The sequence below is a fragment of the Pseudoalteromonas sp. P1-9 genome, assembly GCF_001399975.1.
Classification (GTDB): Bacteria; Pseudomonadota; Gammaproteobacteria; order Enterobacterales; family Alteromonadaceae; genus Pseudoalteromonas.
Window position 1 is genome coordinate 1 of sequence record NZ_LKBD01000061.1, and the last position, 13,856, is coordinate 13,856.

At 43.0% G+C, this 13,856-nt stretch carries 5 protein-coding genes and 1 pseudogene; 3 read left to right on the forward strand and 3 right to left on the reverse strand.

What is annotated here, in order from left to right; genetic code table 11:
• A pseudogene (locus AN214_RS22580) lies at positions 1 to 158 on the reverse strand (glucose/galactose MFS transporter); the annotation flags it as partial.
• A gap of 480 nt (positions 159 to 638) precedes the next feature.
• Here AN214_RS22580 and AN214_RS20945 point away from each other — a divergent pair.
• The 3 genes from AN214_RS20945 (at position 639) to AN214_RS20955 (ending at position 10,109) form a co-directional block, all read left to right on the forward strand.
• Positions 639 to 3,293 carry a glycoside hydrolase family 16 protein gene (locus AN214_RS20945; protein WP_054981496.1) on the forward strand — a complete coding sequence of 885 codons (2,655 nt, stop codon included), beginning with the start codon at positions 639 to 641 and terminating at the stop codon, positions 3,291 to 3,293.
• A gap of 60 nt (positions 3,294 to 3,353) precedes the next feature.
• Complete coding sequence (locus AN214_RS20950) at positions 3,354 to 6,311, forward strand: TonB-dependent receptor (RefSeq protein ID WP_054981497.1); 2,958 nt, start codon at positions 3,354 to 3,356, stop codon at positions 6,309 to 6,311.
• Positions 6,312 to 6,410: 99 nt separating this feature from the next.
• Complete coding sequence (locus AN214_RS20955) at positions 6,411 to 10,109, forward strand: two-component regulator propeller domain-containing protein (RefSeq protein WP_161805707.1); 3,699 nt, start codon at positions 6,411 to 6,413, stop codon at positions 10,107 to 10,109.
• Between the two features lie 47 nt (positions 10,110 to 10,156).
• Here AN214_RS20955 and AN214_RS20960 read toward each other — a convergent pair whose 3' ends face one another.
• Positions 10,157 to 12,694, reverse strand: a complete 2,538-nt coding sequence (locus AN214_RS20960; RefSeq protein ID WP_054981499.1) for an exo 1,3/1,4-beta-D-glucan glucohydrolase — start codon at positions 12,692 to 12,694, stop codon at positions 10,157 to 10,159.
• Positions 12,687 to 13,856, reverse strand: a 1,170-nt coding sequence (locus tag AN214_RS20965; RefSeq protein WP_054981500.1) for a sugar MFS transporter, incomplete at its 5' end; no start/stop codon positions are given. The genes AN214_RS20965 and AN214_RS20960, both read right to left, overlap by 8 nt.

Below are 13,856 nucleotides of genomic sequence, written 5' to 3' on the forward strand. Positions count from 1 at the left end.
TGAGTGTAATTAAGGGTAAAGGCCTCTTTTAGATAGGGAATTAAAATGTCATTAAGACAAGTAATAAAGCCCCACATAAAGAAGAGGCTGGTTAACGCAACGAGTGCAAACTGAGTGTTTGAGGTGTTGCCAACATCAACCAGAGCGGTTTGATTAATTGGGTTAGGTGAGCTCAATGTTATTTCCTTTAATATGTTGTCAGTTTTTTGTAATTTTTAATATTAAAACGCTAAAGTATACAATATAAAACAGGCTGAAAAGCATTACATACGATTGCATTAATTTTATAAACACAACATATTGATTAAATAGTGTTTTATTGTGCCAGGTATCAATAAATAACAGGTTTCTTTAATTCCACTTTATTCATCTTTCATAATATTTGCCTTATTCTTGACCGTTTAAATACTGATCTTGAGCTAAAAGATCGATGAAGAAAATGCACTAAAAGAGGTGTTTTGTTTAACTTAATTGTAAAAAAATTTGATCTTTTGTACGCAGTGACTTAATTTAAATGAAAGCGCTTACATTCACGTGCTTTTATTTTTAACTAAAAATGAAAGCGCTTACATTTGTTTTTACAAAATGTACGACAACTAACTATATTAAAAATAAAATCCTCTATCGGGGCGAAGATCATGAAACACGCAGCGAGACATATAGCTTCCTATGCGTTGGGATTATCGGCAATAGCTTTAACGGGCTGTGGTGGTAGTACCGACACGGATACAGATCTTACGAAGGTTGACCCAAGTCAGCCAGTAAGTGATTGGGTAATGGTTTGGAATGATGAATTTGACGGTACCAGTATTGATGCCAACAAGTGGCGTCATGAAGTAAATTGTGCCGGCGGTGGCAACAACGAAAAGCAATGTTATACCGACAGTGATGAAAATTCATTTTTAGCGGATGGCATGTTGCATATAGTGGCAAAACCCGCCCCAGAAGGAAGTGAAAAGCCTTATACCTCGGCTCGTTTAAATACTCGCTACAAAGCTGATTTTAAATATGGCCGTTTTGAAATGCGTGCGAAACTCCCAGCAGGGCAAGGCGCATGGCCTGCGTTTTGGATGATGCCGACCGATGAATTTTATGGTGGTTGGCCGCGTTCGGGTGAAATTGACATTGTTGAGTCGGTAAACCTAAAAGCAAACACCGCTGAGGGGCAACCCGAGGCCTATGTGCATGGCACGCTCCACTACGGTCGAGAATGGCCTAACAATGCAAGTTCAGGCAAAGCCTACTTGCTACCCGATGGTATGAATCCCGCTGACGATTTCCATGACTACGCTATTGAATGGCAAGAAGGTGAAATTCGTTGGTATGTTGATAACTATCTTTACGCAACACAGCGCCAGTCTGAGGTGCGCCATAACAGTAAAGATGAAGTGGTAGGACTTGCGCACAAAGGTTGGTTTACTGAATATTTTGATCAAGTAACCGGTGAGTTAAAAACGTTCTGGACAAGCGCGCCGTACGACCAGCAGTTTTACATGATTTTAAATTTTGCTGTAGGTGGTGATTGGCCTGAAAATGTAAACGAACTTGGTATTGATGAAGCGGCATTTGCAAACGGCAACAGCTTTGAAATTGACTATGTACGTGTATACGAATGTCCAGCAAATCCAGATACCGGTAAAGGGTGTGAAACGGTACGTCCGGGTTATGATAAGTTAGACGATGCACTCGTTGAAGGTGCAGCGCCAACGCCGACATTACCCCCCGTTGGTGGCAATACAAATGTGATGATTTTTGATGGTGTACTTAACCCTAACTGGCCTGCATGGGATTGTTGTGGTGGCTCAACACCTAGCATTGTGAACGATGAAGAGCGTGGTGATGTAATGCAGTTTACTGTCGGTTCACAGCCAACAGTAAATGGTTTTATTTCGCGCGATGAATTTATTACTGATGCTGTAGGTAAAGCATCACCGTTTGACGCCTCAGGTGTGATTGAAACTGGATCTGTTAGTTTTAAAATGAAAGTGACCAGTGCACCAAGCAATCCAGATGCAACCTGGATGTTTAAGATTGAAAGTGTTGGTGCAAGCACCGCCTATGAAGTGCCACTTAACACCAGCGTTGAAGGTGTTGACCCAGTTGTTGGCCAATGGCAAGACTATACTTTCCCAATCAGCGTGCTGGCTGAGGCAGGAATGGATATTAGCGCTTTAGATGTAATTATGATCTTCCCAGCATGGGGCACAGGTGAAGGCGCTGAATACCTTGTTGACGAAGTACAAATCGGTGCGCCAAGCACCTCACCAGAGTTAGTACTGTTTGCTGATGGTGAAAACCCTGATTGGCCGATGTGGGACTGTTGTGGTGGCTCAACGCCGACGGAAGAACTTGACGATGATGCTCATGGTTTAGTTGCTGAATTTAAAATTGGTGCAAGTCCAACAGTTATGGGCTTTATTACCCGCTCAGCAAATGGCGGTAGCGATAAACCTTTCGATGCATCAACAATTATTGAAAATGGTGTACTGAGCTTTGAAATGAAAGTAGTAGATGCGCCGCTAAGCCCAGATGCATCGTGGGTTATTAAACTAGAATCCGATAATGCAGCGAGTGCACTTGAGTTGCCAATTACTGACTCAATTGAAGGCGCGGCGCCAACCACAGGGCAATGGCAAACATACACATTCCCTATTAAAACGTTAGTGTCGAAAGGCCTTGATGTGAGCGCGATTGACGTGGTGATGATTTTCCCTGCGTGGGGCACAGGCGAAGGTACAACTTACCGTGTTGATAATGCAAAGATTTACGACCCGACAGCAACAAAAGCTGCGGGTGATGAACTCACACTATTTATGAATACCGTTGCTGAAAATTGGAGTATTTGGGATTGCTGTGGTGGTTCTACACCGACAGAGGAGCAAGACGATGATGCACACGGCACGGTTGCACAATATGTAATTGGTACACAGCCAACGGTGATGGGCTTTTTTGCCGAAGATGGTGTGTATTTTGATGCCTCTAACTTACTTGAAACGGGTGTAGTTCGCTTTGAAATGAAGGTGGTTGATATGCCGCTTAATCCAGATACTCAGTGGCTTTTCAAAATTGAATCAGGTGATGCATCCACTGCTGTTGAATTGCCACTATCAGCCAGCCTAGAAGGCGAAACACCGCGCACAGGCGAGTGGCAAACGTATACCTTTACGATGCAAGAGCTGTTTAGCCGTGGCTTAGATATTAGTGCTATTGATGTGGTCATGATATTCCCAACGTGGGGAACGGGTGAAGGTGCGGTTTATCGCGTTGATAACGCAGTAATTACAAATCCGTAACGATTATTGGTGGCAAGCGTTTCGCTTGCCTAAAGTCAAATCAAGATAAGTAGAAAGATTATGAAAACAACAAGCTATAAGAAAAGCCAAGTAGCAATGTTAGTGGCTGGCTTACTGGGTACAAGTCTTGCGACGCCAATATATGCAGAGCAATTAGCACAAAACGAAAATGCAGAAAAAGGCGTTGAAGTTATTGAAGTTAAAGGGATCCGTGGCAGCTTAATTCGTGCAATGGACCTAAAACGCGAAGCGTTTGGTGTAATGGATGCGATAAGCGCTGAAGAGATGGGTAAATTCCCAGATACAAATTTAGCGGAATCACTGCAGCGCATTACCGGCGTATCGGTTAGTCGCTCGAATGGCGAAGGCAGTGAAATTACCGTGCGTGGTTTCGGGCCAAGCTTTAACTTGGTTACACTTAATGGCCGTCAAATGCCGGGCACGGGTAACTCGCGTTCATATAAACTTGAAAACCTCGCCGCAGAGGGTGTTAGCACGTTAGAAGTGTATAAAACCGCGCGCGCTGAAAAGCCAACTGGGGGTTTAGGGGCAACGGTAAATATTGTTACCGCTAAACCATTCCAACGCCCGGGACAGCAAATAACCGCAACTGTAAAGGGGATTTACGATAGCTCAAATGAAAACGGTGATGATGTAACACCGGAAATTTCAGGCATTTACAGTAATACCTTCTTTGATGATAGATTTGGCTTTGGCGTCTCATTTTCACGTCAAGAGCGTGATTTCCAGCGCCAAGAAGCGAATATTCAAGGCTGGCAGGCTAATGTTGACTTACCAACGTTAGAAGAGGGGTCGTTTGTTGATCCGCGCGCGTTAGACAGTGAAGGCAACCGCATTGGTAACCACTTCTTTCCAAAAGATATGAATTACAGCATTGCAGATGTAGAGCGTGAACGTAGCAATGCACAAGTGACTTTTCAATATGAACCTATTGATGGTTTAGTTGCCACGCTGGATTACACCTATACCAATGCCATTACGGCAACCGAAATTGCAGGTTGGGGCATTTGGAATGAGTTTGGCGGCAATATTAACGGCTATGAGTTAGACCAAAATGGTACCGCTGTTTTTGCCGATATCAGTGGTAACGATGGTTCGTTTACGGCAAGTAAAGACACCACAGAAGTCGATTCAAAATCAATTGGTTTGAACTTTGTGTGGGAGATCAACGATGATTGGAAAGTGGAGCTTGATTATCACGATTCAAGTAATGAAACCGACAATGGTAAAGACAAAGGGTTAGGCAGTTCTGGTCAAGTTATTCTCGGTTCAGATCAGCTGGTTAACAAAGTATATGACTACCGCACTGGCGATATCCCGCATGCAATGATCAACTGGCGAAATGGATCAAACGAATTACTGCCAAGTGAAATAGATTCTAACTTTAGCCAATTTATTCACTCGCCAGGTAAGTCTGAAATCGAGCAGTTACAACTGCACACCACGTGGTTTAACGACACCTTTGATATTCCACTCGTCACGGTTAAGTTTGGCGGTACATTTACCGACCAAACTATGAGTGGTTTCAACGCATGGAGTGGTTTACGAGGTGGCCCAGGCTTTAATCCATCGTTTACTGAAATTTTCCCAGACAGCATGTTTACACGCCATGATACCAGCGACCTATTAGACGAATTTGCTGGCGGTGGCAGTGCGTTAAATCCGCATTATTTTTACCGTTATGACTTCGATGAAGCGGTTGCGCGCCAGCTTGCTTATTTAACTGAAGATATTATGGGTGGCGATGTTTATTCAATTGACCCGTATTTTGACGGTATTGATGCACAAGGTGCTGTTACCGAAGAAACCATGGCATTTTACCTACAAAGTGATTGGCAGTTTGAGATAGCAGACTACGAAGCGCAGCTGATTGTTGGCGTACGCTACGAAGATACCGACGTAACCAGTAATGTTCGTCAACGCGTTGAAACACAGGTGAATTGGGAAAGTGCCTCTGAGTGGATTATGCAGTATGAAGCCGGTGGCAGCGATAACTTCCTTGAGCAAACAGGCGGGTACGATGTATGGCTACCTATGATGGACTTACGTGTTGACCTGACTGATGATTTAGTCACACGTTTTTCTTGGGGTAAAACGATGTCTCGTGCGCCACTTGGCGATTTAGCCGGAGTTCGCTTACTAAGTGGTAGTCCAAAACCTGGTGCTCGCACAGGTTCTCAAGGTAACACCAACTTGTTACCGTTTGAGTCAACAAATCTAGATCTATCGCTTGAGTATTACTATGGCGAAGGCAGTTATGCGTCGATTGGCTATTTTAGAAAAGACGTGGATAACTTTATTCAAACTACGATTACCGAAACGACTATCGACGGCTTAAACGATATTTACAATGGCCCACGTTATTTACAGGCGATTGCCGATATAGAAGTTCGTGGTGAGCAAGCAACCAGCACCGCAATTTTTGAGCAAATGTTGGCAAATGGTCATGGTAATGCAGATGGTAAAATTGAACCAACTGCAGGCGACCCATTAATTGTGTGGAATATTAGTCAGCCAACCAATACCGATAGTAAATCTGTTGATGGTATTGAATTGGCGGTTCAGCATTTAATTGGTGATACCGGCTTTGGCTTAGGTGTAAATGCCACTTTTGTTGATGGTGATGTTGAGTTTGACGTTAACAGCCTAGTGCAGCAAGCGCCGCTAACAGGCTTAAGCGACTCGGCAAACTTCCAAGCGTTTTATGAAAAACACGGTCTGTCGGTGAAGCTCACTTATGCATGGCGTGATGCATACTTAATTGGTGTTGGCCAAGCACAAGGTTCATCGGATGCGCCACCGCAATTTGCGAAAGAATTCGGTCAAATCGATATGAGTGTGAACTACGACATTAATGAAGATTTCACAGTGTTTTTTGAAGGCATTAATTTGAACAACGAAACCGAGCAAGGCTATGGTCGATATGAAGAGCAATTCTTATTTGCTCGTCAATATGGTCCGCGTTACACCTTTGGTATGCGTTATTCATTTAACTAATACTCCCTTGTTGTCAGCAAGCCGCATTTCGATGCGGCTTTTTTGTGGCCAAAATTTGACGGATTTTGTAACGCTAACCATTATTAATTAATGAAAAAAATGGTGATTACGCGCCTGCAACGCGCTTCAAAACAAGACCTTTTCGCACACATTGCTGGCGTTACTTTGCTGCTATTAAGTTTACTGCCAACGTTACTAAGCGCTGCGCCAAAACACGCGGCGGTATTTGATGATATTGCCCAAGTAATGCAGCAATATGATTTTGATAATGGCCTCAGCCAAGCTTCCGTTACCGCAATCACACAAGATAAATTTGGTTATATTTGGCTCGGCACGCAATCAGGGCTAAATCGCTTTGATGGTAAGCGTTTTAAGCACTTTTTCCCCGCACAACCACTTTCCAATAAACTCGCAGGTGGGTTTATTACATCGCTTTGTAGCCAAACAAACTATTTATGGATAGGTACACAAACAGGGCTGTCACGATATCACCTCGAAACCAGTGAGTTTGAACGAATCAGTATTAATAAAGAAGGTGAGTCTGTTGAGCGCATTAAAAGCCTATCGTGTAATGATGATAGTTTAGTGATCACCAGTGATGACGGTGAGTTATATGTGTATCAAACTGAAAAAGGGTTGCTGTCAGGCAAAGACATTTTTGATGAGTCGAATGTTAGAGCTATTCATCTAGCACAATCTCAATGGTTTGCAGTTACAGACGAAGGTATTGTTACTAAACAAATTGGTGCAGCAAAAAGTGAGTTGTTACTGCCAGGTAAAATAGAACAAATTGCAGTAAAAAATAACGCGTTAGTGTTATTAGATAATGCGTTGCAGGTGTGTTTCTATCAGTTAGCGCCATTACAAAACATGTGGTGTAAGCCGTTGCCTATTTCTCATATGGCCGAGGTATTTCAGTTCAGTTTACTCGACCATGATTTACTAATCGCATCAAGCCAAGGTGCTTTTCAGCTATCGCACTCAGGCGAGATTTTACACCACTTCAAGCGCCAAGCGGGTAATCAAAAGGGATTGGCTGAAAACACGATTTTAGCTATATTTAAAAGCCAAGAAGGCGACATTTGGCTTGGTACCGAAACCCAAGGCTTGTATCACTATCGTGAGTTAAGTAATGCATTTGGCCATATTTATAATTTTAAAGATACCGCTCGTAGCAGTGATTTTTATGATGTGAGAAGTTTTGAATTTGATGCTAGCGGCACTCTATGGATTGGCACATCTAAAGGCATTTACTTGTATTCAAATCAGCGTTTTTTTGCCGCTGAGAGTATTTACCCATCATTAAAAACTTTTAATAACACCTTTATTACCGACTTAACCATTTTTAACGACAATGTGTGGATCACCAGTCGTGGTGCGGGCTTGGCCAAGTTTGATTTAACCACAGGGAAAACTTGGTTGGTGAAACCTAAAATAAACAACCAAGAAGTCGAAAGCTTTAACTCAGTGATTAGTTATAAAGGCGAGCTAGTTTTTAGCTCTCGTAGCCAAGGTTTGCTCACTTTTAACACCAACACCAAGCAGTTTAGCCATTTTATTAAAAATAACGAAAATGCGCCCGAACACGCAACAGGGCTATACACCGATGGGGAACATTTATGGTTTGGCAGTATTGGCATGGGGTTATTTAAATATGACGGCGAAACACTGGTGTCAATAAATCAAGAGCAAGGGTTGAGCTCTGATTTGGTGTTTATGATCGAAAAAGATGCGCAAAATCGTATATGGGCCGCTACCGATAAAGGCCTCAGTATTGTAAATCAAGATATGACGTTAGCGCGCATTGTTGAGCGTAAACATGGTCTTGCCAATAATGCCATTTGGGCACTTGTAAAAGATAATAACGGTAATTTTTGGGCAGGAACCAGTGGCGGGTTAAGCCATATTCAAAGTGATGATTTTACGATTCGCAATTATTTACGTAATGATGGCATTCAATCTAACGAATTTAATTTTAATGCGGCGTTAAAAACCCAAGAGGGTCGATTATTTCTCGGCGGTTCAAATGGCTTTAATCAGTTTTACCCGTACGCAATAGAGCGTGCCCGTAAAAAACCAAATGTGCAATTAAGCGCAATTAAGGTGCTGGAAAAAGAACTTACGCCGATTAACGCCAAAGAGCTTTCTACTGTGCCTGAGCTGACGCAATCACTTACGCTAAAAGCCAAGCAAAACATTCTCTCGCTTGCGTACTCATCAACAAGTTTAGCGTCTGACCGCCTTTCCCACCTTTATTATCGCGTGATTGGCTTAAGCGATAAATGGATCAAACTGGAACAAGGGCGTAATCAAATTGATTTAATTAATCTCACGCCGGGTGATTACATAATTGAAGCCTATTTGGTTGACCGTTTTAATAATGCCTCTGCTGCGCACCAGCTAAAACTGACTATCGTGCCGCCCTGGTGGGCATCAAATGTTACGAAAGTAAGTTACCTGCTTTTTGCATTGTTAATTGGCTCGTTAATTGTGTATTCACGGGTTAAACGTTATCGCCAAGTGCTAAGTGATAACAACAAAATGAAGCAATTGAACGAACGTTTTGAAATAAGCCTATGGGCCAGTGGCGATGATTTATGGGATTGGCATATTGCCAACAATACCATTCACCGCTTTAGTGTAAGTAGCCAACTTGATTTCGGTGAGTTAACCGATGCGGTGCTGTTAGATGAGTTACATCGTTATGTGCATCCGAAAGACTGTATTTTACTGGAAGATAAGCTAGAGCGGTGTATTTCGGGTGAAATTGATAGCTACGAAATAGCGATCCGAGTTAAAGAAAAATCGGGTAAATTTCGCTGGGTACGCGACCGTGGAAAAGTCGTAAGCAGAAGCAGTACTGGTGTTGCCGAGCGTATTGTAGGCGGAATTCAAGACATTCAAAAGTTGAAAGAAAATGAGCTCGCCCTTGAGAAACTGAATCATTCGCTAGAAGAGAAAGTACAAGAGCGTACATTGCAACTTGAACAAAATAATCAGCAATTGCTGCAAACCTTAGATGAGCTCGAAAAAATGCAGCAAGACTTAATCGAAAGCGAAAAAATGGCATCGCTGGGTAACTTAGTGGCTGGGGTGGCCCATGAGATTAACACGCCCCTTGGTATTGCAATCACCGGTGTATCATCAAACCAAGAAAGCATTGGATTGATTGAATCGCAACTTGCAAATAAAACCCTAACTCAGGCGACGCTAATAAACGGAATTGCAAAACAGCGCGAAGTTTACCAATTGGTGCAACGCAATTTAGAGCGCGCCGAAGCGCTGATCGCTAATTTTAAACAAGTGGCAGTTGATCAGTCTTCAGAGCAAATGCGTGAAGTGCATGTACGTGAATACCTTGAACAGTTGCGTACATCGTTAGCGCCACTGACTAAAGGAAAAGACATCACTGTTTCGATTGCATGTCCCGAGAGTTTAGTGGTGGAAACCTATCCCGGCGCTTGGTATCAAGTGATGTCTAATCTTATACAAAACTCGGTAACACATGGTTTTGAAGGTCTAAATAAAGGCAATATTGCGATTTCCATAACACTTAATAACGGCAAGCTTGTTGTACTGTATCAAGACGATGGTAAAGGTGTTTCAGAAGAAGTTCGGGAGCGTATGTTTGAACCTTTTGTTACCACCAAGCGTAATCAAGGTGGCAGTGGCTTGGGAATGCACATCGTTTACAACTTAGTAACTCAGTTACTTAATGGCGAAATCACTAGCCGACGCGTTGAAAACCAAGGCGCGGTATTTGAAATTGAATGTTTTGTGAATGTAATAAATGAATAAAGCCCCTTTCACGTCACTTGAAAGGGGCTTCAATGTGGGCAGTTAACCTACTGACACATTTGCATCGCAGGTGTCTCTGATTGTGTAATCTTAATGTTAGCAAGTGATAGCGTTAGTGAATTCGATGAACCAATTTCGAACGGCACAACTAGCTGATTAAATTTAATGCCTTGCTGAGTAAAGCACGCTAAATCAACAGAAAGAGTATGCCATTGACCATCAGCTTTGGCGCTTAACAAGTGAGTAATATCCATTTTGCTATGGCAGCTTCCCGGGGTATCTGCAGTGCCTTCACAATTCATGGTTAGCCACACATCATTAATGTTTTGGCTATCAACTTTTACATCAAACACCAGTTGTGCTATACCAGATACTAAATTGCTTAAGTCTTCACGGAAGTGACTTTTACTGGCAAAACGAATACCCGCAGGTGTCTCGCCACTGATTGAAATTTTGCGCGCATCTTCTTGAATTATTTTATCAATGGTACGGTAATTAATACCGTCAAGATTCAAAGTGCTTGAGGTGATTTGTTCGCTATGGTCGCCAGAGAACAACCATGCTTGCCATGGCTTTTTCACTTCACCTTCAAGAATAGACATACTCTTTATATCGCCCGCTTTACGCTCAAACTGCTCAGGTAAATCGTTTGGTACAGTTGTATTTGATGTTGATGTTAATCCATAGCCGTAAGCAAAAAGCGGTTTTTCATTACTGTTTTTATAAAAATCTACATGCTGATTTGGATTCATTGGCCAACTAAAGGGCAGTTTACCTTTAAAATCAACATTAACACTTTCATCTGCCTTACGAAGTAGCACATCGGCAATCGCAGCGCCTTCAGATCCCGGTAACCATGCTGCAACAAACGCAGTTGAAGTATTGAGCTCAGCATTGACCCACATAGGGCGGCCGCTAATAAAGACCGCTACAACAGGAATGTTGGCATTTTTAAGCTTGTTTAGTAAAGCAAGATCGCGTTTTTCACCCGCTTGATACTCAAGGGTTGCACGGTCACCATGCCCTTCGGCATAAGGTTCTTCACCAAATACCACAATCGCCACATCAGGTTTTTCTGAATAGGTTCCATCAAGGCTGTATTCAAGCTTACCGCCCGCGGCAGTAACTTGACTGCGTAAGCCATCCAGAATTGATGAACCACCTGGGAAATCACTATTTTGATTATTTGTTCCTTGCCATGTAATAGTCCAGCCACCTGATTGTTTACCAATGTTATCTGCGGCATCGCCAGCAACTAAAATGCGTTGTGTTGGTGATAATGGTAATAGTTGTTGGTTGTTTTTAAGCAGTACCAGCGACTCGCGCACTGCTTGTGCGGCAATATCACGATGGGCTTTTTGGCCAATCAACTCTGTTTTACCCGAAAGCGCTCTGTCTTTTGGACGCGGTTTATCAAACAAACCTGCGCGAAATTTTACGCGCAAAATGCGACGCACGGCATCATCAACGCGAGATTGTGCAATTTCACCAGCGTTTACTTGTGCGATGGTATTTGCCATTAAGGCTTTCCAATCAGAAGGCACCATAAAAATATCAAGGCCGGCATTAATTGATTGCGCGCAACTTTCATTGCTACAACTCGCAACTTGCCCATGACCATTCCAGTCACCAACCACAAAGCCATCAAAGCCCATTTTGTCTTTTAGCACATCGGTAAGTAGGTACTTGTTGCCGTGTACTTTTTCACCATGCCAGCTGTTAAATGATGCCATTACAGACTGCGCGCCAACATTTAACCCGCCAACATAGCCCTGCGCGTGAATATCAAATAAGTCTTGCTCAGATGAAAGGTTATCGCCTTGGTCGTCACCATCGACTGTGCCACCGTCACCCACAAAGTGTTTTACGGTGCTAATAACTCGCTCATTACCTAAAAAGTCTTTTCCTACTTCACCTTGTAAGCCTTTTACCACTGAAGCTGCATAACTTCGTACAAGTGCTGGATCTTCAGAATAGCTTTCATAGGTGCGACCCCAACGATCGTCTTGCACTACCGCAACAGTAGGTGCAAATACCCAATCGATACCTGTAACCATCACTTCTTTTGCTGTAATAGCAGCGATTTGCTTCATCAGTTCAGGATTGTTGGCAGCACCTAAACCAATATTATGGGGAAATAATGTTGCGCCAATCACATTGTTGTGACCGTGAACTGCGTCGGTGCCCCACATAGTTGGAATTGTCGAACCATCAAGAGAGTCATCAATTGACGCCATGTACATATCGTCAGCAAGTTTGATCCAGTCTTCGGGTGTTGCGTGTTTATCGCCATTCGGGAACGAACCACCGCCATTTAGATAAGAACCAAAACCGTAACGGCGCATATCTTCAACGGTGATATTGCGGATTTCTGGCTGGATCATTTGCGCGATTTTTTGCTCTAGCGTCATTTGTGCTAGTAATGCATCAATCTTACTTTCAAGCGTTGCATCGTATTTCACTGGGCTTGTAATTTTTGGCCAAATATCGTTTTTAGTGTTTGTTGGTTTGGCATTTTCAGTGCCTGACATACAGCCGCTCAGCGCTAAACAAAGTACTGAGAGCGAAAATAGCTGTTTATTCATTGTTTTGTCCTTGAGTAGTTGATGGCACATGTCCTTTCACCCCGTAGAACACGATAAACACGTAACAAACGGCAGGAATAATAAATGAGAGTGTTAAGCCAATGGTATCGGCCGCGATACCTTGGAACACAGGGATAATGGCACCGCCGACGATGGCTAAACATAAAATGCCAGAGCCTTGCGAGGTGTGCTCTTTTAAGTTGTTAATCGCAAGGCTAAAAATGGTTGGGAACATAATAGAGTTACATAAACCGACAGCGAGCATAGTCCACATAGCGATAGGGCCAGAACTTAACATTGATACCACAATCAGAACGATAGCAAGGGCCGCATTGAAGGCCAATACTTTACCGCCCGAGACTTTTTGCATTACAGCAGCACCAATAAAGCGACCGACCATGGCACCGCCCCAATAATAAGCGATGTATTTGGCTGCGGTGGCTTCAGTCATTTGCGTTGCACTGGCACTTGAAATGTAATTGATTAAGGTACTGCCAATCGCCACTTCGGCACCGACATAGACAAAAATACCGATAGCACCGAGCACTAAATGCTTGTGTTGCCATGCAGAGCCTTGAGTAACTTGAGGCGTTTCTTGATTCGCGATTTTAGGTAACTTTAATACTAAAAAAATAAGCGCTAATACCAATAACGACGCGGCTAAAATTAAATAGGGTAGCTGTACGGCGGTACCGTCATGACTTTGATTAGCGCTATCAGCTGAGAAAAACAACGCGGCCCCAAATAATGGCGCTACGGTGGTACCTAATGAGTTAAATGCCTGAGTTAATGTTAAACGAGAAGGCGCTGTTTTAGGGTCACCTAACGCACTGACATAGGGATTTGCAGAGACCTGTAAAATCGTAATACCACTGGCTAATACAAATAGCGCCATTAAGAAAAGCGCATAGATGCCAGAAGTTGCCACGGGATAAAACAACAAACAGCCCACACAGGCAATGGCTAAGCCTGTCACAATGCCTTTTTGATAACCGATTTTCCCGACTAACTTACCGGCAGGTAGCGAGATAATAAAATAGGCACTAAAAAAGCAAAACTGAATAAGCATTGCTTGAGTGTAATTAAGGGTAAAGGCCTCTTTTAGATAGGGAATTAAAATGTCATTAAGACAAGTAATAAAGCCCCACATAAAGAAGAGGCT

Coding starts and splice junctions, on each gene's coding strand:
- AN214_RS20960 (WP_054981499.1), bottom strand. CDS start 12,694: ATGAATAAACAGCTATTTTCGCTCTCAGTACTTTGTTTAGCGCTGAGC.
- AN214_RS20945 (WP_054981496.1), top strand. CDS start 639: ATGAAACACGCAGCGAGACATATAGCTTCCTATGCGTTGGGATTATCG.
- AN214_RS20955 (WP_161805707.1), top strand. CDS start 6,411: ATGGTGATTACGCGCCTGCAACGCGCTTCAAAACAAGACCTTTTCGCA.
- AN214_RS20950 (WP_054981497.1), top strand. CDS start 3,354: ATGAAAACAACAAGCTATAAGAAAAGCCAAGTAGCAATGTTAGTGGCT.